The organism is Nonomuraea sp. NPDC023979, from assembly GCF_040639085.1.
In the GTDB taxonomy this organism is placed as follows: Bacteria; Actinomycetota; Actinomycetes; order Streptosporangiales; family Streptosporangiaceae; genus Nonomuraea; species Nonomuraea ceibae.
The window spans coordinates 20,561-41,848 of sequence record NZ_JBEZZG010000009.1; the positions used below are offsets into that span (position 1 = coordinate 20,561).

General features: G+C 71.7%; 18 protein-coding genes. 13 read left to right on the forward strand and 5 right to left on the reverse strand.

Annotated features, from left to right (window positions below):
* Positions 1-81 precede the first annotated feature (81 nt).
* The 5 genes from AB0G11_RS18180 (at position 82) to AB0G11_RS18200 (ending at position 6,724) form a co-directional block, all read left to right on the forward strand.
* Entirely contained in the window at positions 82-2,709 is a 2,628-nt protein-coding gene (locus AB0G11_RS18180) for an EAL domain-containing protein (RefSeq protein WP_308125625.1), read from the forward strand.
* 208 nt (positions 2,710-2,917) lie between these two features.
* On the forward strand, positions 2,918-4,657 hold the full coding sequence (locus tag AB0G11_RS18185; RefSeq protein WP_219501082.1) for an acetolactate synthase large subunit: 1,740 nt from the start codon (positions 2,918-2,920) through the stop codon (positions 4,655-4,657).
* Complete coding sequence (gene ilvN, locus AB0G11_RS18190; RefSeq protein WP_219501098.1) at positions 4,650-5,174, forward strand: acetolactate synthase small subunit; 525 nt, start codon at positions 4,650-4,652, stop codon at positions 5,172-5,174. The genes AB0G11_RS18185 and ilvN overlap by 8 nt, the downstream gene beginning before the upstream one ends.
* A 23-nt stretch (positions 5,175-5,197) precedes the next feature.
* A complete protein-coding gene (gene ilvC / locus AB0G11_RS18195; protein WP_219501234.1) occupies positions 5,198-6,181 on the forward strand; it encodes a ketol-acid reductoisomerase in 984 nt (327 codons plus the stop codon).
* Between the two features lie 243 nt (positions 6,182-6,424).
* Positions 6,425-6,724: a hypothetical protein gene (locus tag AB0G11_RS18200; RefSeq protein WP_049556833.1), complete on the forward strand. Its 300-nt coding sequence runs from the start codon at positions 6,425-6,427 to the stop codon at positions 6,722-6,724.
* Between the two features lie 56 nt (positions 6,725-6,780).
* Here the strand turns inward: AB0G11_RS18200 and AB0G11_RS18205 are convergent, their stop codons facing one another.
* Complete coding sequence (locus tag AB0G11_RS18205; RefSeq protein WP_219501102.1) at positions 6,781-7,707, reverse strand: adenosine deaminase; 927 nt, start codon at positions 7,705-7,707, stop codon at positions 6,781-6,783.
* Between the two features lie 87 nt (positions 7,708-7,794).
* On the opposite strand from AB0G11_RS18205, the gene AB0G11_RS18210 reads away from it, so the two are divergent.
* Positions 7,795-8,967: a helix-turn-helix domain-containing protein gene (locus tag AB0G11_RS18210; RefSeq protein ID WP_357586883.1), complete on the forward strand. Its 1,173-nt coding sequence runs from the start codon at positions 7,795-7,797 to the stop codon at positions 8,965-8,967.
* Here AB0G11_RS18210 and AB0G11_RS18215 read toward each other — a convergent pair.
* On the reverse strand, positions 8,932-10,110 hold the full coding sequence (locus AB0G11_RS18215) for an amidohydrolase family protein (RefSeq protein ID WP_219501107.1): 1,179 nt from the start codon (positions 10,108-10,110) through the stop codon (positions 8,932-8,934). The genes AB0G11_RS18210 and AB0G11_RS18215 overlap by 36 nt on opposite strands.
* A gap of 217 nt (positions 10,111-10,327) precedes the next feature.
* Between AB0G11_RS18215 and AB0G11_RS18220 the strand changes: the two genes are divergently transcribed.
* From AB0G11_RS18220 to AB0G11_RS18235, 4 genes are read left to right on the forward strand one after another with little or no spacing between them, the layout of a single operon-like run.
* Positions 10,328-11,380, forward strand: coding sequence for an ABC transporter substrate-binding protein (locus AB0G11_RS18220; RefSeq protein ID WP_219501110.1), 1,053 nt, complete (start codon positions 10,328-10,330; stop codon positions 11,378-11,380).
* Positions 11,377-12,129, forward strand: a complete 753-nt coding sequence (locus tag AB0G11_RS18225) for an ABC transporter ATP-binding protein (RefSeq protein ID WP_219501113.1) — start codon at positions 11,377-11,379, stop codon at positions 12,127-12,129. Before AB0G11_RS18220 ends, AB0G11_RS18225 begins: the two co-directional genes overlap by 4 nt.
* A complete protein-coding gene (locus AB0G11_RS18230) occupies positions 12,126-12,890 on the forward strand; it encodes an ABC transporter permease subunit (protein WP_219501116.1) in 765 nt (254 codons plus the stop codon). The genes AB0G11_RS18225 and AB0G11_RS18230 overlap by 4 nt, the downstream gene beginning before the upstream one ends.
* The gene (locus AB0G11_RS18235; RefSeq protein WP_357586885.1) at positions 12,887-13,669 is read left to right on the forward strand and encodes an ABC transporter permease subunit; all 783 of its coding nucleotides are present in this window, start codon (positions 12,887-12,889) and stop codon (positions 13,667-13,669) included. The genes AB0G11_RS18230 and AB0G11_RS18235 overlap by 4 nt, the downstream gene beginning before the upstream one ends.
* 239 nt (positions 13,670-13,908) lie before the next feature.
* On the opposite strand, the gene dacB is transcribed toward AB0G11_RS18235, so the two are convergent.
* Positions 13,909-15,453 (reverse strand): D-alanyl-D-alanine carboxypeptidase/D-alanyl-D-alanine-endopeptidase, encoded by a 1,545-nt coding sequence (gene dacB, locus AB0G11_RS18240; RefSeq protein ID WP_219501119.1) that lies wholly within the window; start codon positions 15,451-15,453, stop codon positions 13,909-13,911.
* 107 nt (positions 15,454-15,560) lie between these two features.
* The gene (locus AB0G11_RS18245) at positions 15,561-16,118 is read right to left on the reverse strand and encodes a DUF1707 and FHA domain-containing protein (RefSeq protein ID WP_219501122.1); all 558 of its coding nucleotides are present in this window, start codon (positions 16,116-16,118) and stop codon (positions 15,561-15,563) included.
* Positions 16,119-16,206: 88 nt separating this feature from the next.
* On the opposite strand from AB0G11_RS18245, the gene AB0G11_RS18250 reads away from it, so the two are divergent.
* The 3 genes from AB0G11_RS18250 to AB0G11_RS18260 are packed head-to-tail and all read left to right on the forward strand — an operon-like array spanning position 16,207 to position 19,957.
* Entirely contained in the window at positions 16,207-16,719 is a 513-nt protein-coding gene (locus AB0G11_RS18250) for a PadR family transcriptional regulator (protein WP_219501126.1), read from the forward strand.
* Positions 16,716-17,396 carry an ABC transporter ATP-binding protein gene (locus AB0G11_RS18255; protein WP_357586887.1) on the forward strand — a complete coding sequence of 227 codons (681 nt, stop codon included), beginning with the start codon at positions 16,716-16,718 and terminating at the stop codon, positions 17,394-17,396. The genes AB0G11_RS18250 and AB0G11_RS18255 overlap by 4 nt, the downstream gene beginning before the upstream one ends.
* Positions 17,393-19,957 (forward strand): FtsX-like permease family protein, encoded by a 2,565-nt coding sequence (locus AB0G11_RS18260; RefSeq protein ID WP_357586889.1) that lies wholly within the window; start codon positions 17,393-17,395, stop codon positions 19,955-19,957. Before AB0G11_RS18255 ends, AB0G11_RS18260 begins: the two co-directional genes overlap by 4 nt.
* On the opposite strand, the gene AB0G11_RS18265 is transcribed toward AB0G11_RS18260, so the two are convergent.
* The gene (locus AB0G11_RS18265) at positions 19,917-21,287 is read right to left on the reverse strand and encodes an MFS transporter (RefSeq protein WP_357586891.1); all 1,371 of its coding nucleotides are present in this window, start codon (positions 21,285-21,287) and stop codon (positions 19,917-19,919) included. The genes AB0G11_RS18260 and AB0G11_RS18265 overlap by 41 nt on opposite strands.
* Position 21,288: the final 1 nt, after the last annotated feature.

Below are 21,288 nucleotides of genomic sequence, written 5' to 3' on the forward strand. Positions count from 1 at the left end.
CACCGACCGCACACACTGGCGATGTGCACCGCCGACCGGCGGTTCACGGGAGCAGGGTTCGAGACGGGATGGGCGACGACTGTGATCCGCTGGCGTGATCCACGGGCACCGCTGACCGCCGCGGCGGCGATCGGTGCCGCGGGGTTCGCGGCTGCGCTCCTTGCGGGCGGCCCGGCCCTCGTCATCGGCGCGGTCGCCGGCTGCCTCGCCGCGCTGCTGGCCACCGTGTCACTGCTGGCCGCCTCGGTGCGGCCGGCCGAGCACCCCTCGGCGGCACTCGGCATCCGCTGGATGGCCGGTGGCGCCGCCATCTGGGCCGCCGGCGTGGCGCTGCGGCCGTTCACCGACAGCTCCACGTTCATGGTGAGCTTCGCCGAGCTGCTCGTGCTGCTCGGCACCGTGCTGACCGGAGGCGGCGCGCTCGTCGCGGCCGGGCGCAGGCCGCCTGCCGCCCTGGTGCTGAGACAGCTCATCGACGCCTACCTGTGCGCCGCCTCGCTGTTCCTGATCGGCTGGGTGGTGGCGCTGCGCCACGTCTACGAGGCGACCGCCGACCCCGCGCTGTTCGCCTTCGCCATGCTGCCGCCGATGCTCGCACTGGTGGCGACCTGCGCCGTGGCGCCGTCCGTGGCCGCGGTGCGCTCCGCCGCGTGGCCGCTCGGCCTGGCGAGCGTGGGCGTGCTCGCCACCACGACCGTGGCCGGCATGGCGACCGCCGTGGCCCGGCTCGACGGCGGCGCGCCGCCCGTGTGGAGCATGGTCATCACGCCGGTGGCCTTCCTGCTGCTGGCCGCCGTGCCCTGGCTGCGCCCGCGCCAGGTCACCGCCGCGCAGGCGCCTGACAACCTGGTGGACGCGCTGCCGCTGGCGCTGGTCGCCGTCGCCACCGTCACGATGCTCGCGCACCTGGCCGGCGGCATGCGCCAGCCCCCCGCCACCGGCGTCGTGGCGGTCGCCGCCTCCGTCGTGCTGCTCCTGCTGCTGCGCGTGTTCGTGCTGTCGGGGGCCAACGCGCGGCTGCGCACGCTCGTCTCGCTCGGCGACACGCAGCTGCGCGAGCTGGCCGAGAGCACCGGCGACGTGGTGCTCATCTGCGACTACGACGGCATGGTGCACGAGATCGGCGACGGCATCGAGGTCACCTACGGCTACCGCCCCGAGGACGTGATCGGCGGGTCGATCTTCGACTACATCCACCCCGAGGACGTGCCGCACATCCAGTCGGCGCTGCACGGCATGGGCCCCGACGGCGACGACGAGGAGGCCAGCCCCGGCGCCTGCCTCATCGCCTGCCGGGTACGGGCCGCCGACGGCACCTGGCGACCCACCGAGTCGGTCGCCACCCGCCACGCGGGCGGCGAGGACCAGGTCCTGGTCACCACCCGCGACATCAGCGACGAGGAAGCCCTGCGCAACCAGGTCGCCCACCTGACCTTCCACGACGGCATCACCGGGCTGCCCAACCGCTCCTACTTCGAGGAGCGCACCCGCGAGGTGCTGACCGGACGCAGCGTCGGCCAGGTCGCCGTCATCTTCCTCGACCTCGACGGGTTCACCTCGGTCAACGACTCGGTGGGCCACGCCAGCGGCGACTACCTGCTCGGCCAGGCCGCGCGCCGGCTGCGCGGCGCGGTGCGCCACGACGACACGCTGGCCCGGTGGGGCGGCGACGAGTTCGCCGTGCTGCTGGAGACCGGCGGGGAGGCGCAGCTCGCCGTCGACCTCGCCGAGCGGCTGGTGCGGGCGGTCTCGCAGGAGCCGTTCCGGGTGGCCGACCGTGACGTGGCGCTGACCGCCAGCGTCGGCGTGGCCTTCGCCGAGGACGACCTGCCCGCCGGCGACCTGATCCGCAACGCCGACGTGGCCATGGCGCGGGCCAAGGAGCTGGGCGGGCGCCGGGTCGAGGTGTTCGCCGCGCAGATGCACGCCGACGTGCTGCGCCGCCTGGAGCTGGCCGCCGACCTGCAGCGGGCGCTGATCGAGCAGCAGTTCGCGATCGAGTACCAGCCGGTGGTCGACCTGGCGACCTCGCGGGTGACCGCGGTCGAGGCGCTGGTGCGCTGGTGGCGCGGCTCGGTGTTCGTGCCGCCCGACCAGTTCCTCGGCCCGGCCGAGGACACCGGGCTGATCGTGCCGCTCGGCGAGTGGATCCTGCGCGAGGCGTGCCGTGAGGTGGCCGCCTGGCGGGCCTCGTCCTGGGACATCGGGCTGTCGCTCAACCTGTCGGCCCGGCAGATCACCGCGCCCCGCTTCGTCGAGACCGTGCGGGAGGCGCTGGAGGAGAGCGGGCTGCCCGCCTCCGCGCTGACCCTCGAAGTGATCGAGGAGATGCTCGTCGAGGACGCCGAGGAGACGGTCAAGCGGCTGTCGGAGCTGCGCGCTCTCGGCGTGCGGCTGGCGATCGACGACTTCGGCACCGGCTACGCCTCGCTGGCGTTCCTCAGGCAGCTCCCGGTCGACATGATCAAGATCGACCCGTCGTTCGTGTCCGGGCTGGGCCGCGACGACACGCTGACGCTGCTCACCCGCACGATCGTGCGGCTCGGCCACGACCTGGGCCTGACCGTGGTCGCCGAGGGCATCGAACGCCCGGAGCAGCTTGAGCTGCTGCGTGAGATGGGCTGCATGAAGGGCCAGGGCTTCCTGGTCGCGCGGCCCATGGCGGCCAGGGGCGTCGACTCGCTGATGAGGACGAGTCTCACCGTGTGAGACGTGTTTCTCACCAAGTTGACACCTGGTGCTTCCGACCAGCTATGGTGTTAGACATGCTTCGCAGTGGGATTCTCGTAGTACTTCGCCGGCGCGCAGGCCGTTAGCGAAGCACTCCGACCTGCGCGCCGCCCCAGCCCCGCCGTTCGTCCGGCGGGGAGGGGCATTTTTTATGTCCTGAACGTGTGACCACGCAAGGAACGAGCCGATGACCGAACGGATGACAGGTGCACAGGCCCTGGTCAGGGCGCTGGAGCACGTGGGAGTCGACACCGTGTTCGGGATCCCGGGCGGCGCCATCCTCCCGGCCTACGATCCCCTCTACGACTCGACCAAGGTCCGGCACGTGCTCGTACGGCACGAGCAGGGCGCCGGCCACGCGGCCGAGGGTTACGCGCAGGCCACCGGCAAGGTCGGCGTGTGCATGGCGACCAGCGGCCCGGGGGCGACCAACCTGGTGACGCCCATCGCCGACGCGTACATGGACTCGGTGCCGATCGTGGCGATCACCGGGCAGGTGGCGAGCAAGTCGATCGGCACGGACGCCTTCCAGGAAGCCGACATCTCCGGCATCACCATGCCGATCACCAAGCACAACTTCCTGGTCACCGACCCGGCTGACATCGCCCGCACGATCATGGAGGCGTTCCACATCGCCTCCACCGGCCGTCCCGGCCCGGTGCTGGTCGACATCGCCAAGGACGCCCTGCAGGCGGAGACCACGTTCAGCTGGCCGCCGACGATGCAGCTGCCCGGCTACCGGCCGGTGACCCGGCCGCACTCCAAGCAGATCCGCGAGGCGGCCAAGCTGATCGCCGAGGCCCGCCGCCCGGTGCTCTACGTGGGCGGCGGCGTGCACAAGGCCCGCGCCTCCGAGGAGCTGATCCGGCTGGCCGAGCTGACGCGCATCCCGGTCGTGACGACGCTGATGGCGCGCGGCACGTTCCCCGACAGTCACCCGCAGCACATGGGCATGCCGGGCATGCACGGCAGCGTCTCGGCCGTGGGCGCGCTCCAGCAGGCCGACCTGCTCATCGGGCTGGGCGTCCGCTTCGACGACCGCGTCACCGGGCAGCTGTCCACGTTCGCGCCCTACGCCAAGGTCGTCCACGCGGACATCGACCCGGCGGAGATCTCCAAGAACCGCCACGCCGACGTGCCGATCGTGGGCGACTGCAAGGAGGTCATCGGCGACCTGATCGCCGCCGTCGAGGCCGCCGGGGTCCAGGGCGACTACGACGAGTGGTGGACGATCCTCAACGGCTACAAGCAGACCTACCCGCTGGGCTACGAGGAGTTCGAGGACGGCTCGCTGGCCCCGCAGTACGTCATGGAGCGGCTGAGCGCCATCGTCGGTCCCGACGCCTACTACGTGGCGGGCGTCGGCCAGCACCAGATGTGGGCCTCGCAGTTCGTCCGCTACGAGAGGCCGGGCCGGTTCATCAACTCCGGCGGCGCCGGCACGATGGGCTTCGCGGTGCCGGCGGCGATGGGCGCCAAGATGGGCCGCCCGGACGACGTCGTGTGGGCCATCGACGGCGACGGCTGCTTCCAGATGACCAACCAGGAGCTCGCCACCTGCGCGCTGGAAGGCGTGCCCGTCAAGATCGCCGTCATCAACAACGGCAACCTGGGCATGGTCCGCCAGTGGCAGACCCTCTTCTACGACCAGCGCTACTCCAACACCGACCTGCAGGCGACCCGCCGCATCCCCGACTTCGTCAAGCTGGCGGAGGCCTATGGTTGTGTTGGCCTGCGGTGCGAGCGTCCCGAAGACGTCGACGCGACCATCAAGAAGGCCATGGAGATCAACGACGTGCCCGTGGTGGTCGACTTCGTCGTCCACCAGGACGCCATGGTCTGGCCCATGGTCGCGGCCGGCACGAGCAACGACGACATCAAGATCGCCCGTGACATGGCGCCGAAGTGGGAGAGCGACGATGAGTAGACACACGCTTTCTGTGCTCGTGGAGAACAAGCCGGGTGTGCTCGCCCGGGTGTCCGCGCTGTTCAGCAGGCGGGGCTTCAACATCGACTCGCTGGCCGTCGGGCCCACCGAGCACGACGACATCTCCCGTATGACGATCGTGGTCAGCGTCGAGGAGCTGCCGCTGGAGCAGGTCACCAAACAGCTCAACAAGCTGGTGAACGTGCTGAAGATAGTGGAGCTCGACACCTCGCAGTCCGTTCAGCGCGAGCTCATGCTGATCAAGGTCAAGGCCGACGCCGACAGCCGCTCGCACGTGCTGGAGCTCGTCCAGCTCTTCCGTGCGCGCTGCGTGGACGTGGCGGCCGACGCGGTGACCATCGAGGTCACCGGCACTCCCGACAAGCTCGAGGCCTTCGTCAAGGTCCTGGAGCCGTTCGGGATCAAAGAGCTCGTCCAGTCGGGCATGGTGGCCATCGGCCGCGGCGCCCGTTCCATCACTGACCGGTCCCTCAGGGCACTGGACCGTACCGCCTGAAAGGTTTTCAGCAAGTGACCGAGATTTTCTACGACGACCAGGCCGACCTGTCGATCATCCAGGGGCGCCGTGTGGCCGTGCTGGGGTACGGCAGCCAGGGCCACGCCCACGCGCTCTCCCTGCGTGACTCCGGTGTCGACGTGCGCGTCGGCCTGCCGGAGGGCTCCAAGAGCCGCGAGAAGGCCGAGAACGACGGCCTGCGCGTGCTCACGCCGGGCGAGGCGGTGAAGGAGGCCGACGTCACGATGATCCTGGCGCCGGACCACATCCAGCGCCACCTCTACGCCGAGCACGTCGCGCCCAACCTCAAGGAGGGCGACGCGCTCTTCTTCGGCCACGGCCTCAACATCCGCTACGGCCTCATCGAGGCGCCCGAGGGCGTCGACGTGTGCATGGTCGCCCCCAAGGGCCCCGGCCACCTCGTCCGCCGCCAGTTCGAGGCGGGGCGCGGCGTCCCGTGTCTCGTCGCGGTGGAGAAGGACGCCTCCGGCAAGGCCCTCGACCTGGCGCTCTCCTACGCCAAGGGCATCGGCGGCACCCGCGCCGGGGCGCTGAAGACCACGTTCACCGAGGAGACCGAGACCGACCTGTTCGGCGAGCAGGCCGTGCTGTGCGGCGGCGTCTCCGAGCTGATCAAGGCGGGCTTCGAGACGCTCATCGAGGCCGGCTACCAGCCGGAGGTGGCCTACTTCGAGTGCCTGCACGAGATGAAGCTCATCGTCGACCTCATGTACGAGGGCGGCATCTCGAAGATGTACTGGTCGGTGTCCGACACCGCCGAGTACGGCGGCTACACCCGCGGCCCGCGCGTCATCACCGACGAGACCCGTGAGGAGATGCGCCGCATCCTGGGTGAGATCAAGGACGGCACCTTCGCCCGGCAGCTCGTCGAGGAGTTCGACGGCGGCCAGAAGGAGTTCGCCCGTCACCGTGAGGAGCTGGCGGAGGACCCGATCGAGAAGACCGGCGCCAAGCTGCGCCCGATGATGAGCTGGCTGAAGGGCTGAGTTCGCGCGTTCGCGGCGGACGGGCGGGGGCGCTGATGCGCCCCCGCCCGTTGCTTTGGGCCTGGGGCCGCTTCGTGTCTCGTCAATGATCCGCAATGCGTGACCGCGTTAACCCCCGTCTTCGCAAAAGGACCGTTTCCGCACGTCAAAAGCAGATTAGCGGCGTTTGCCGCTGACGATCACCGGGAAGATCTCCTCCCGCTACCGACGGAGAGTAGTCGATAGGTAACAAAGGGGATTCGTATGTACAAGACGGGGCTCATCCTGGCCGGTCTGGTCGGCGGGATGGTCATGCTGGGCGGCGGTCCCGCGCTCGCCGAAGGTTACGCGATGAACACCGCCTCGGTGGTCGCGTGGCCCACGCATGGGGACGACGACAACAACGACAACGACATCCGCGCGTACGGCGAGCGGAACAACTTCGGCGAGGACAACGACGACGAAGTCGAGGGGCAGTGGAACAACAACGGGTCGGACGACGACGTCCTTGACCTGGACATTCTCAACCAGGTCCTCTCGGACATCCTGACCGCGAAGGACTAGTCGTCCCAAGCACCGTTACGGGGCCCGCCTCTCCGGAGGCGGGCCCCGTCGCTGTGTCAGCCCTCGTAGCTGAACGAGGCGGCGAACGAGTCGCGGGCGATGCGGTCGAGCTGCGCCTCCGTCAGGCCGAGCTCGTCGCGCAGGGCGCGGTAGTTGTCCTCGACGTAGCCGCCGAAGTAGGCCGGGTCGTCGGAGTTCACGGTCACGACCAGGCCCTCGTCGAGCATCGCGGGCAGGATGTGGTCACGCAGCGACGGCACCGCGCGCAGCCGCACGTTCGACAGCGGGCACACGGTCAGCGGGATGCGCTCGTCGCGCAGGCGCGCCACCAGCTCCGGGTCCTCCATGGCGCGGATGCCGTGGTCGATCCGCTCCACGCGCAGGATGTCCAGCGCCTCCCACACGTAGTCGGGCCCGCCCTCCTCGCCGGCGTGCGCCACCCGGCGCAGCCCCTCGGCGGCGGCCAGCTCGAAGACCCGGCGGAACAGCGACGGCGGATGGCCGACCTCGGCCGAGTCCAGCCCGACCCCGATGAACTGGTCCCGGAACGGCAGCGCCGCCCGCAGCACCCGCTCGGCCTCCTCCGGGCCCTGGTCGCGCAGGAAGCACAGGATCAGCGACGCGGAGAACGGCCCGTCCTTGATGGCGCCCGTCAGCCCGGCGAACACCGCCTCCAGCGGCACCCCGCGCGCCAGGTGGGCCTGCGGGTCGAAGAAGATCTCCGCGTGCCGCACGCCCTGCGCCTCGGCCCGCCGCAGGTAGGCGGCGGCCAGGTCGTAGAAGTCGCGGTCGGTGCGCAGGACCGCCATGTTCTCGTAGTAGACGTCCAGGAACGACTGCAGGTTCGTGAAGTCGTAGCGCGCCCGGATGGCGTCCACGTCGAAGGTCGGCAGCGCGACCCCGTTGCGCCGGGCCAGCTCGACGACGAGCTCCGGTTCGAGGGTGCCTTCGATGTGCAGGTGGAGTTCGGCTTTGGCGCGCATGGATCGAGTAAACCCGACCATGACCGGCCGAGGTATCGTGCGAACCTCCGAACCTTCGCCGTTTGACCTGGCATAACATGAGATTTCATGAGGTTGGCGGAGCTGTTGGCGCGTGACGACCTCCGGCTGACGCTCGTCACCGGCACCGGGACGCTCGACCGGGAGGTACGCCGCGCGTACCCGACGGACCTGCCCGATCCCCGCCGCTACCTGCGGCCCGGTGACCTGGTGCTGACCAGCGGGGTCTGGTACGGCGAGCCGGCCGACTGCGAGAGGTTCGCCGACGCGCTGTGGGCGAGCGACGTCGCCGGGCTGGTCGTGGGCCTGATCGTGCTGGGCGAGCTGCCGCAGGCGCTGGTGACGGCGTGCGAGCGGCGCAGGGTGCCGCTGATCCTGGCCGCGCCCGACCAGTCGTTCGGTGCGATCACCGAGGCGGTGGTCGCGGAGGCGTTCGCCGCCGAGCGTCGCCGGGCCGAGCGGGGCCGCGCGCAGACGCTGCTGGACGTGCTCGCCTCCCAGCAGATCGCGCCCGGCGAGGTGTCGGCGCACCTGCGGCTGCTCGGCGCCGATCCGGGCCTGCCGACGACCGCGATGGTGGTCAGCGGGCCGGGCGGGCACGACCTGCCCGCGATGCTGCACGAGGCGCTGGCCAGGAAGGGCCGCCACCTGATCGTCGGCGGCCGGGCCGACGAGGCGATCGTGCTGGTCAACGGCAGGGCGACACGCAAGGCGCTGAGCGAGGAGCTGCGTGCCCTGGCGGCCGACCGGCCGGGGCTGCGGCTCGCGGCCGGCATCAGCGACGCGACGGCCAGCGTGTCGCAGCTCGGCGAGGCGCTGGAGACCGCGCGCCGGGGCATGGAGTCGGCCCGCGACGGCGAGGGCCCGGTGTCGATCATGTCGGTGGCCGACATCGACAGCTACGACCTGCTGCTGGCCGCGCTGCCGATGGGCGTGCGCCGCTCCTTCCGCGACCACCTGCTGGGGCCGGTCGAGGAGTACGACGCGCGCCACGGCTCGGAGCTGCTGCGCACGCTGGACGTGTTCCTGGAGACGTGCGGCTCCTGGCAGCGCGCCGCCGACGAGCTGTACGTGCACGTCAACACGTTGCGCTACCGGATGCAGCGGGTCGAGGAGCTGACCGGCCGCCGCATGTCGTCGATGCGCGACCGGACGGACCTCTACCTGGCCCTCAGGGCAGGGCAGCTCGGGTCAGGACAGCACAGGTCAGGGGAGGCGGCCGGCGACGACGTGACCCCGTGACACCACGGCGACGATGTTGTCCACGGTCAGGTCCTCGATGCGCTCCCACGGCCGCCCGCGCATCACGAGCAGGTCGGCGCCGAGACCGGGGGCGATCCGGCCGACGGGCATGCGGATCGCGTCGGCGGCGTCGGAGGTGGCCGCGCGCAGCGCCGCGCCCGCGTCCATGCCGAACACCCGGGTCATGTGCACGATCTCGGCGAGCTGGTCGCCGAACTGCACGTGGTGGCCGTTGGCGTCGGTGCCCAGCACGAACCGGACGCCGAGCCTGGCCGCCTCCGCGAACAGCGCGTCACGCTGGACCACCAGCTCGCCGGCCTTGATCCGGGCGTCCTCGGGGACCGGGACGCGGCCCTCGGTGATGGCCTCGTTGATCAGCAGCGTGGGCGCGACCGGGGTGCGCTGGGCGGCCAGCTTCTCGGCCAGGTCGCGGCTCATCAGCGTGCCGTGCTCGATGGAGTCGACGCCCTCCTCGACGGCCACCCGGATGCCGTCCTCGGTGTGGGCGTGCGAGGCGACGAGCATGCCGAGCGCGTGCGCCTCGTCGACGACGGCCCGGATCTCCTCGCGGGTGTAGTTGCGCCAGACGCTCTTGTCGCCGATGGACAGCACGCCGCCGCTGGTCGTGAGCTTGATGCCGTCCATGCCGGCGCGGGCCCAGGCGCGCACCAGCTTGCGGCACTCGTCCGGGCCGTCGGCGGTGGGCTTGCGCAGCGGGAACGCGGGCGGCACGAACAGGTCGTTGTGCCCGGCGGTCATCCCGACCACGCCGTGGACCTGGATGCGCGGGCCGGGCAGGATGCCGGCGTCGAAGGCCCGGCGGATGGCCACCTGCGCCTCGTCTCCGGCCAGGTCGCGCAGGGTCGTGACGCCGTGGCGCATGGCCCGCTGGGCGTGCGCGACGCCGTGCAGCACCTGCTCGTCGCGGGTGGTGACCAGCGGCCAGGTGGTGAAGTCGGCCGAGCCGTCGCCCGCGTAGCCGATCAGGTGGACGTGCGTGTCCACCAGGCCGGGGATGACGCACAGGTCGTCGTCGCGCGGCGCCGCCGGGGTCACGCCGGTGATCCGGTCCGGCTCCCAGGTGAGGTCCACCGGGCCGCGTGGTTCAGTGCCGTCCCAAAGCGGGATTCCGTCCAGTCTCATTCCACCCGACGGTACCTGACCCGCTCCCGACCTGGAGGGATCTACGGACCTCGCGTGGCGCGCTCGTAGGGAGCTACAGAATCGGCCACGTGTTTTGCCTGCGTGCGCGGAAACCGGGGTGCGGGCGGACGAGGTGGCCGAAACTCTGTCACACGATGGTAATAATCGATGTATAGCTTCCTGACCTGCACGTTCATCGCTCAGCCCAAGGAGAATCATGGCTTCCCTCGACCGTCGTGCGTTCCTGCGGACGTCTGGTCTGGCCGGGCTGGCGCTCGGGCTGGCCGCCTGCGGTGGCGGCGGCACGTCCACCGGCGGCGGTGGCGAAGGCGGCGGGTTCGGCGCCGTGAAGCTGCAGCTGTCGTGGAAGAAGAACGTCGAGTTCGCCGGCGAGTACTTCGCCGACAGCAAGGGCTACTACAAGGCCGCCGGGTTCTCCCAGGTCGAGCTGCTGTCCGGCGGCGGCTCCGGCACCTCGGTCGAGTCGGGCCTGGCCACCGGCCGCTGCTGGATCGGCCTGTCGGCGCCCACGATCACCGCGCCCGCCGTCCTCCAGGGCGCCCAGCTCAAGATCGTCGGCGCGACGTTCCAGAAGAACCCGTTCGCCATCATCTCCCTCGGCAAGAACCCGATCGAGGACCCCAAGGCCCTGGTCGGCAAGCGCATCGGCGTCCAGGACTCCAACGAGCTGGTGTGGAACGCGCTGCTCAAGGCCAACGAGATCGACCCGGCGAGCGTGACGCGGGTGCCGTTCCAGTCGGACCCGTCCATGCTCACCTCCGGCCAGCTCGACGGCTACGTCGGCTTCGTCACCAGCGGCCCGGTCCGGCTGAAGATGCAGGGCGTGGACGCCACCTACCTGCTGTTCGCCGACCACGGCCTGCCGCTGGCCGCCGAGACGTTCACGGTCCGCCAGGAGACGATCGACAACGAGCGCGACAAGCTCAAGGCGTTCCTGACCGCCGAGATCAAGGGCTGGAAGGACGCCGTCGCCGATCCGGCCAAGTCCGCCGAGATGGCCGCCAACACCTACGGCAAGGACCTCAACCTCGACGTCAAGGAGCAGACCGAGGAGGCCAAGATGCAGAACGAGCTCGTCGTCACCCCGGACGCCAAGGCCAACGGGCTGTTCACGATGACGCCCGAGCTGATCGCGCAGAACGTCGAGTCGCTGGGCAAGGCCGGTCTCGCCGTCAAGGCCGAGCAGCTGTTCGACCTGTCGGTCCTGGACGAGGTCTACCAGGCCGACCCGAGCCTGAAGCTCGCATGAGCGGCATCTCGATCACCGGGCTGAGCAAGACCTTCGGCAAGGGCGTCACTGCCGTCGAGGGCGTCGACCTGGAGACCCCCAAGGGCTCGTTCCTGTCGCTGCTCGGCCCGTCGGGCTGCGGCAAGTCGACCGTGCTGCGCATCCTGGCCGGGCTGGAGGAGCCGACGTCCGGCGAGATCCGCGTCAACGGCGAGTCGCCCGAGGAGCTGCGCAGGAGCCACCACCTCGGCATCGCCTTCCAGGACTCGGCGCTGCTGCCCTGGCGCAGCGTGCACGCCAACATCCGGCTGCCGCTGGAGGTCGCCGGGCTGAAGCCGGAGCCCGGCGTGATCGAGGACCTGATCAAGCTCGTCGGCCTGGAGGGCTTCGAGAAGGCCCGGCCCGCCGAGCTGTCGGGCGGCATGCGCCAGCGCGTGTCCATCGCCCGCGCGCTCGTCGTCAAGCCCAGCGTGCTGCTGCTCGACGAGCCGTTCGGCGCGCTGGACGACATGACCAGGCAGCGGCTCAACCTGGAGCTGCTGCGCATCTGGACCGAGAAGCCCGCCACCACGCTCATGGTCACCCACGGCATCGGCGAGGCGGTGTTCCTGTCGGACGTGGTCGCCGTGATGAGCCCGCGCCCCGGCCGCGTCGTGGAGCTGGTCCCGATCGACCTGCCGCGCCCGCGCACGCCCGACATGATGCGCACCCCGGAGTTCCACGCCTACCACGACCACCTCAGCGACCTGCTGTTCGGGCACGGCTCATGAGGCGGCTGCACGGCCTGCTCGGCGTCGTCGCCCTGGTCGGGCTCTGGTGGCTGCTCGCCGCCACGGTGTTCGCCGGCGACGGCGCCGTGCCCACGCCGTGGGCGGTGCTCGCCGGGATGGCCGCCGACGGCTGGGGCTTCTACGGGCCGAACGTGTCGGCCACGCTGACGGCGGCGCTGCAGGGGTTCCTGTGGGGCAACGGGCTGGCGATCGGCGTCGCGGTGCTCGTCCTGCTCGTCCCCAGGCTGGAAGCCGTCGCCACCCAGCTCGCGGTGATCAGCTACTGCATCCCGCTGCTGGCCATCGGGCCGATCATCCTCGTCGTGTTCGGCGGCGAGGCGACGGTGGTGTTCCTGGCGGCGATCTCGGTGTTCTTCACCACGCTCATCGGCGCCCTGCTCGGGCTCCGCTCGGCCGACCGCGCCAGCCTCGACCTCATCACCGTCTACGGGGGCGGCAAGCTGGCCAAGCTGCGCCACGTGCAGATCATCTCGGCGCTGCCCAGCACGTTCGCCGGGCTGAAGATCTCCGCCCCGTCCGCGCTGCTCGGCGCCATCATCGGCGAATACCTCGGCAGCAACGACCAGGGGCTCGGCGTCTCGCTGATGATCTCCCAGCAGCAGTTCCAGGTGCCGCGCACGTGGGGGCTGGCCCTCGTCGCGGGGCTGATCGCCGGTCTCGGGTACGGGGTCGTCGCGCTCGTCGCCCGGCTGGTGACGCCCTGGTCGACGGGCAGAGCCGAAACGGGGTCCGCGCTGTGATCGGCCGTACCGTGCTGCGGGTCGTCGGCCCGCTGCTGCCCTCCGTGCTCATCGTGGTGGCCGCCTGGTGGCTGTTCCTGGAGGCGTTCGGCATCAGCCCGCTCGTCGGCAAGCGGCCTCACCAGGTGTGGGAGTACCTGTTCACCGCGCCGGAGGCCGCCGCGCACCGCGACGCCGTGTTCGGCGCGCTCGGCATCACGATCAGGGACGCGGCCATCGGGTTCACCACCGGCATGGTCGCGGCCGTGGTCGTCGCCATGACGTTCGTGCTGTTCCGTACGGTCGAGCAGACGTTCATGCCGGTCGCGATGCTGCTGCGGTCGGTGCCGCTGGTGGTCATGACGCCGCTGATCACGCTCGTGTTCGGGCGCGACCTGCTCGGCGTGGCCGTCATCGGCGGGATCGTGGTGTTCTTCCCGGCGCTGGTGAACATCGCCTTCGGGCTGCGCTCGGCGTCGCCGCAGGCCACCGACCTGGTCATGGCCTATGGCGGGACGCGGACGACGGTGCTGCGCAAGGTGGCGGTGCCCACGGCGATGCCCTCGGTGTTCGCCTCGGCGCGCATCTCGGTGCCGTCGTCGATCATCGGCGCGCTCATCGCCGAGTGGCTGGCCACCGGGCAGGGGATCGGGGCCGAGATCCTGCGCGCGATCGGCGGCTTCCGCTACGACGAGGTGTGGGCGGACATCGTGGTCGTCACCAGCGTGTCGATCGTGGCGTACGCGGCGGTGGGCGTCGTCGAGTCGCTCGTCCTGGCGCGTTTCTCCGACACCCGCTGACGTGCCGGCGTGTCTCTCCGGCGCCCGCTGGGCCGGGTGGTGCGGGCCCGGCCGCGGTCCGATGCGGGGGAGTGGCGGCCGGGCCCGCCGGAGGGGAGCGCGGCGGGCGTGCGGTGGGAGACCGGCGGGTGGGGCCGGTCGTGCCCGGCGCTCCCGGGCTTGACCCTGAATTCTGGCCGCCACCCGTCGGCTATGTCCTGAAAATCGGCGCTATACCTGGAGCTCCACCCGCTCCGGGGCTAGCACATCACCGGCTTCAGCCAGGAGCACTCCAGGTCCCCGGCCGTCTCGGCGGCGGTGCGGAGCTGGGCGGGCGTCCCGTCCACCGCCGCGCCGCGCTTGAACTGCGCCAGCCGGATCGCGATCTTGTCCTCGATGTCCTTCGGCGAGCCCGACAGGTACTGGTTGAGCATGATGGCGAACACCAGCGGCTCACCGTCGGCGCTGGTGACGTACCCGGACAGGGCGGTCACGCCGGTGAGCGAGCCGGTCTTGGCCCGCACGTTGTCGGCCGCGGGCGTGCCGCGCATCCGGCTGCGCAGCGTGCCGCCGACGAAGCGGTCCGGGTTGCCGGCGACCGGCAGCGACGCGTACCAGCTCTCGAACCACGGCTTGCCCCGCACCGCCGTCAGCAGCTGCACGATCGAGGCGGGCGTGAACCCGTCGCGCCGCGACAGCCCGGAGCCGTCCCGCATGTTCAGCACCTGCACGCCGTTGGCCTTGGCGAAGTCCGTGGCGACCTTGAGCCCCGCCGCCCAGGTGCCCTGGCCGGCGACCTTGCGGCCCATGGCCTTGACGAGGATCTCGGCGTGGATGTTGTTGCTCAGCTTCATGAACGGCACCAGCAGCTCGCTCAGCGGCATCGACTCGTGCCTGGCCAGCTCCCCGGCGCCCGACGGCGCGGCGCCGGACACGGTCTTGCCGAGCACCCGCACGCCGTGCTTGGCCAGCGCGTCGCGGAACAGGGAGGCGGTGTAGGCCGTGGGGTCGTCGACGGACACCCACTCCTGGTAGGACCCGGCCACCGTGCCGGTGATCTCCACGGTACGGGTGCCGTGCAGGCGCTGGATCAGCACGTCGGTCTCGGCGCCGACCGTGGCCTTGTTCACGATCTTCAGGTAGCCGGTCTCCGGGGTGGTCGTCACCTTGACCTGGCCGCCGTCCACCGCCACGCCCACGATCACCGAGCCGGCGTCGTAGTCGCGGTCCGGCGACGTGGTCAGGGCGGAGATCGGCGCCGCGTAGTAGGCCGTCTCGTCGTCCCACGCCCAGTCCGTGCCGAGCCGTACGTCGTCGAACCAGGTGTCGTCGGCCACCAGCTTGCCGGTGACGACCTTGACGCCCGCGTCGGCCACCTTCTTGGCCAGCGCGTCGTAGTCCTCGGCCAGCATCGTCGGGTCGCCGGTGCCGCGCAGCACCAGGTCGCCGCGGAGCACCGAGCCGTGCTTGCGGCCGCCGTTGAGCACGGTGGTGGGGAAGCGGTAGTCGAGGCCGAGCGTCTCCGCCGCCGCGGCCGAGGTGAACAGCTTGGTGTTGGACGCCGGGAGCAGCAGCTTGCCGGCGTCGGTCGCGTACAGCTCCTCGCCGGTGGTGGCGCTCTTGACGAGCACGCCCGCCTGGGCGATGGTCAGCCGCGAGTCGCCGAGGATCTGGTTGATGTCCTGGGCCAGGTCGGCCAGGCCGGGTGACGGTTCGAGGGCGATCGCGGGGGAGGAGGGGCCTGACGCCCACGCGAGGGCCGCGACGAGCGCGCCCGCGACGAGGGATGCAGAGGTGCGCCGCATGGGGGTCTCCAAAGGGGCTGCGACTTGGGGGTCTCGCCTTCGGATCATCGAGGAGCGCCTGCGGGCTGTAATCCGCAAATATCCGTATCTTTACCGGCGGCCGGCCGTTACGGGAGGGCGGAGCTCACCAGGAAGCCGCAGTCGCCGAACGAGATCTCGTCCCCCGAGCGCACCTTGGCCGGGCCCACCAGCCGCCAGCCGTTGAGCCGGGTGCCGTTGAGCGACCCGAGGTCGACCAGCATCCACCCGCCGTCGTCGTCGCGCCGCAGCTCGGCGTGGACGCGCGAAACCGTCAGGTCCGACAGCACCAGGTCGCACGCCGATCCGCGCCCGACCACGTAGCGGACCCGGTCGTCGTCGGGCAGCGCCAGGCGGGGCAGCCGGGGCCGCCGCCAGGCGGACTGCAGGCTGGTGGTGAAGTCGGAGGTCGCGCCGACCACCCTGGTCACCAGGTTGGTCACCCGCCCCCGGAACGTCGGCCGCCTGGGCAGATCGGCGACGAGCGCGTCGAGCTCCTCCTGGTTGCGCGCCCGCAGCGCCTGGTCGACGCGGCCCACGAAGGTGTCGTGGGAGATCCGCCCTTCGACCGCGCGGTCACGCAGCTCGCCGATCGCGCGGTCACGCTCACCGTCGGATGCGCGGAACGGCGGGTGCGTCGAGCTCATGCCCTGAGTATCGGCCTGAACCGCGTTCGCTGTCCAGAATACGCGGATCTGTTGCGGCGAGCTTACTCAGTATGCATACTGAGTATTCATGTCGATCAGGCACGGGCTGCTCGCGTTGCTGAGCAGCGGGCCGCGTTACGGCTACCAGCTCAGGGTGGAGTTCGAGGCGTCGACGGGGGCGACCTGGCCGCTGAACATCGGCCAGGTCTACACGACGCTCTCCCGCATGGAACGTGACGGCCTCGTCACGCCCGGCGGCACCGACGAGCAGGGGCGCGCGGTCTACGAGATAACCGAATCCGGCCGGCGGGAGCTGGCGGAGTGGTTCGCCACCCCCGTCGGCCAGACCGACCGGCCCCGCGACGAGCTGGTCATCAAGATCGCGATGGCCGTGGCCGCCGCCGACGTGGACGTGGCCGCGGTGATCCTGGCCCAGCGCATGGCCACCATGCGCATGCTCCAGGAGCTGACCAGAGCCAAGCACCGAGGGACGGGCGGACCGGCGCAACGGCTCGTGATCGACTCGATGATCTTCAAGGCCGAGGCGGAACAGCGCTGGCTGGACCACTGCGAGGCCGTACTCAAGGAGAAGAACGCATGACTGTGGTGAGCCTGCGTGAGGTGACCCGGACCCACGGGGACGTGCACGCGCTCAAGGGCGTGAGCCTCGACGTCGCGCGCGGCGAGCTGGTCGCGGTGATGGGCCCGTCGGGCTCCGGCAAGTCCACCCTGCTCAACGTGGCGGGCGGCCTCGACCGGCCCACCTCCGGCAGCGTCGTGATCGAGGGCGCCGACCTGGCCGCCGTCAAGGATCTGGCCGCCTTACGCCGCAGGAGCGTCGGGTACGTGTTCCAGGACCTCAACCTGATCCCGTCCCTGACGGCCGCCGAGAACGTGATGCTGCCCCGCGAGCTCGACGGCGTGGCCGCGGGCCGGGCCCGTGAGGAGGCGGAGGCCGCGCTGGAGGAGGTGGGTGCCGGCCAGGTCGCCGACCGCTTCCCCGAGGAGCTGTCGGGCGGTCAGCGCCAGCGGGTGGCCATCGCCAGGGCGCTGGCAGGGGAGCGGCGGCTGCTGCTGGCCGACGAGCCCACCGGCGCGCTCGACACCGCGACCGGCGACGGCATCCTGCGGCTGCTGCGCGAGCGCTGCGACGCGGGCGCCGCCGTGCTGCTCGTCACCCACGAGCCCCGCTACGCCGCCTGGGCCGACCGGGTCGTCTACCTGCGCGACGGCGCGATCGCGGACGCGGCGGCCGTGCGGCTGGAGAGCGCTCGATGAGCGCCTTCCGCGCGGCTCTACGCCTCTCCCGCAGGGACGCCCTGCGCGCGAAGGGCCGCAGCACGCTGATCACGGTGATGATCGGCCTCCCGGTGCTGGTGATCTCCACCCTGCTGACCGGGCTCGCCACCGGCGACGTCTCCAGGCGGGAGGGCCTGACCAGGGCCCTGGGCGCGGCCGACGCGCAGATCGCCACGACCGAGGTTCGCGGGCCGATCAGGCAGGACGTCTCCGGCGTCTTCAAGGAGGCGAAAGGAACGCCGAAGTCCACGCGGCCGTGGACGCAGGCCGAGGTCGGCGCGCTGCTCGACGCCCGGCTCATCCCCCTGAACCGCGGCTCGGTGATGGTGAACCTGCCGAACGGCGAGGACGTGGCCGGCGTCACGGAGGTGGATCTGCGCGATCCCATGACGCGCGGGATGCGCCCGCTGCTCCAGGGCCGCTTCCCGGCCGCGCCGGACGAGGTCGCGGTGACGCCCGCGATGCTCGGCCTCGACGTGCGCCTGGGGCGGCCGATGAGCGTGCTGGCCGAGCGCCGCCAGGTGCGGGTGGTCGGCGTCGTCGAGTACCCCTACCACGCGCTGCAGCGCGAGGTCGTGAGCCTGCCGGGCACGCTGCTGCGCGACAAGGAGGACGGGCACGGCACCGGCTGGCTCGCCGACGCGCCCGCTCCGGTTGGCTGGGACCAGGTGCGCCGGCTGAACGCCTCGGGGCTCCGCGTCGAGTCCCGCGCGGTCATCGAGGACCCGCCCGCGGTCCCGCGCCTGTACCCGGCGTACTCCCCGAGGGACACCGACGTGGTGATCGCCGCCGCCGTGGCCGGCGTGCTCGTCATCGTGGAGACCGTCCTGCTCGCCGGGCCGGCCTTCGCGGTCGGGCTGCGCCGGCGGCGCCGGGAGCTGGCCGTGATCGCCGCCCACGGCGGCTCCCCGGCCCACCTGAAGCTGATCGTGCTGGCGGACGGGCTGGTGCTCGGCGGGATCGCGACGCCGGCCGGGGCGGCGCTCGGCATCGCCGCCGCGATCGCCCCGGCGCCGCTGGTGCGCGAGATGATCGGCGGCTACGGCCCGCCCGACGTGCCCTGGCTCCAGATCCTCGGCGTCGTCCTGCTCGGCACGGCCACCGGGGTGATCGCCGCCCTCGTCCCGGCCGTGCAGGCCGCCCGGCAGAGCCCGGCGCGGGTCCTCGCCGGACGGGAGGCCCGGGTCATGGCCCGCGACCGCGCCGGCCACCCGGTCCTCGGCCTCCTCCTGATCGCGGCAGGGCTGGCCGGATGCGCGCTCGGGCTCATGAGCGAACGACGGCTGATCATGATCGGCGTGGTCCCGTTCGTGCTGGGGCTGGTCGCCGTCACGCCGTGGCTGGTGCGCGCCACCGGACGGCTCGCCGCGCGGCTGCCGCTCCCGCTCCGGCTGTCCGTGCGCGACGCCTCCCGGCACCGGGTCCGTACGGCCTCCGCCGTGGCGGCGGTCATGGCCGCCACCATGGGGGCGATCACGCTGGGCATCGGGGCCGAGAGCCAGTACACGGTCCGCAAGGAGAACACCTGGGCCGTCGAGCCGACGGGCACGCTCGTGATCAGGGGCAACGGCCTGGACGACCGGGAGTGGGCCCGGGTGCGCGCCGCCGCCGAGAAGGCGCTCCCGGGGGTGCCGCTGGTCAGCGGGCAGCGGGCCGTCACCGAGAAGGGCGAGGAGGCCTCGCTCCATTTGCGAGCCCCGTTCGAGGCGTGCAGGGATTTCTGCCACGGCGCGGTGTTCAACCTGCCCGTGGGGGACGCCCGGCTGCTCGCGCTCCTGCAGGGCCGGGTGGACCCGGTGGCCGCGGCGGCCCTGGCCGAGGGCAAGGCGATCGTGTTCCAGCCCGGAGCGGTGCGCGGCGGCAAGGTGCGCGTCGGACTGTCCCTCGACCGCCGCGACCTTGAGATCCCGGCGGTCGAGGCCCGCCCGGCGCAGCCGAAGCAGGCCGGCGCCCTGATCCCGGCCACCGCGTTGCGGGCGGCCGGCCTGAAGATCGGCGAGCGCACGCTGTACGCGGCGCACCGGCCGGCCGATCCGGCGACGCTGGCGGCGCAGATCGGGGCGGCCCACCGCGACGCGTACGTCAGGGTGGAGAACGGCTACGACGACTACCCCGCGGGGGTGCTCTGGCTGGCCCTGGGGCTGGCCGTGGTGCTGGTGCTCGGCGGCACGTTCGCGGCCACCGGGCTCGCGGTGGCCGACATGCGGCGCGACCTCGACACCGTGTCGGCCGTCGGCGCGCCGCCCCGGGTGCGCAGGCTCATCGTGGCGGCCCAGGCCGGCTACATCGCCGGGCTCGGCGCGCTGGTCGGCGCCGTCGCCGGGTCGGTCACGGGCATCACGCTGGCCTGGCTGTTGACGAGGTCGCGCGTCCCGCGGCCGGGCGCTCCGGGGGACTTCCAGTTCGAGCTCGGCATGCCCCTCATCGCGGTGCCCTGGGTGTTCTGCGCCGTGGTCGTGCTCGGCCTGCCACTGCTGGCCGCGGCGGTGGCCGGGCTCGTCACCCGGACCCGTCCGGCGCCGGCGCGGCGGCTCGCATAGGGTCCTTGATCCGGTAGCCGAACGTCATCGCCACCGACAGCAGGATGATCAGCGCGGGGACCGCGGTCTGCCCGACGAGCACCGCGGTCACCGCGCTGTCCGGCTGCTCGACCGGCCTGCTCGGCTCCGAGGACAGGAAGCCGCCCATCGACAGGATCACGCCGAAGATCAGCGCCCCGAACGCGCTCACGCCGCTCTCGACCGCCGTCCACAGCCCGGTGAACACGCCCGCCCGCCGCTTGCCCGTGTCCGCGGCGTCCTGCGCGATCACGTCGGCCAGCATCGAGAACTGCAGCAGCGTCACCCCCGCCACCCCGGTGCCCACCAGCAGGATCATCGCGTGCGCGTACCAGCCGCCGAAGAGCGGGGTGGCCAGGGCCAGCGCGGTGCCGGTCGCGAACGTCAGCGCGGCCAGGATCATCGCGCCCCGCTTGTCGAAGCGCCTGGACAGCCACGACCACAGCGGCATGGTCAGCATCATCGGCCCCACCAGCGCCGCGAACAGCGAGGTCGTGGCCTTCGGGTCGCCGATCGTGTACGCGGCGAAGTACGGCGCGGCGGCCAGCATGATGGCCACCGCGAGCTGCTGGGTGCAGCTCAGCACCGTCAGCCACAGGAACGACGCGTTGCCCCTGACCACGGCGAACTGCCTGATCAGGCTGCCGGTGTCGGCCTGCGGGGCGCCCGTCATGGGGGCGCGGGCCGTGCCGAGGAACGAGCCCAGCATGGCGGCGAGCAGCACGACGGCGATCACCACGCCCATCAGCCGGTAGCTGTCCAGCGTGCCGCTGTCGCCCTGGCTGTTGACGATGGCCGGGGCGGCGATGCCGGCGATCGCGGTGCCCGCGCCGACGAACACCATCCGCCACTGCAGCAGCGACGTCCGCTCGTGGTAGTCGTCGGTCATCTCGGCGGGCATCGCCTTGTACGGCACCTCGAACAGGGCGTAGGCCGTGGCCGCCGCCAGGAAGCAGGCGCCCACGTACAGGGCGGCGGGGACGCCGGTCAGCGGCGGGCCGGCGAATACCAGGAAGAACGCGACGGGCAGCGTGCACGCGCCCGCCAGCAGCCACGGGCGGCGCGGGCCGAGCCGTGAGGCGGTGCGGTCGGACCAGCGGCCCACCAGCGGGTTGATCAGCAGGTCCCACACCTTGGGCGCCGTCACCACGACCCCGGCCAGCCACGCGGGCACCGCCAGGAAGTTGGTCATGTAGTACAGCAGCAGCAGCCCGGGCACGGCGGTGAAGGTCGCGGTGCAGAACGACCCGACGCCGTAGCCCAGGCGCACGCCACTGGAGACCGTGGGGGCGGCCACGCCGGGTGCGATCATG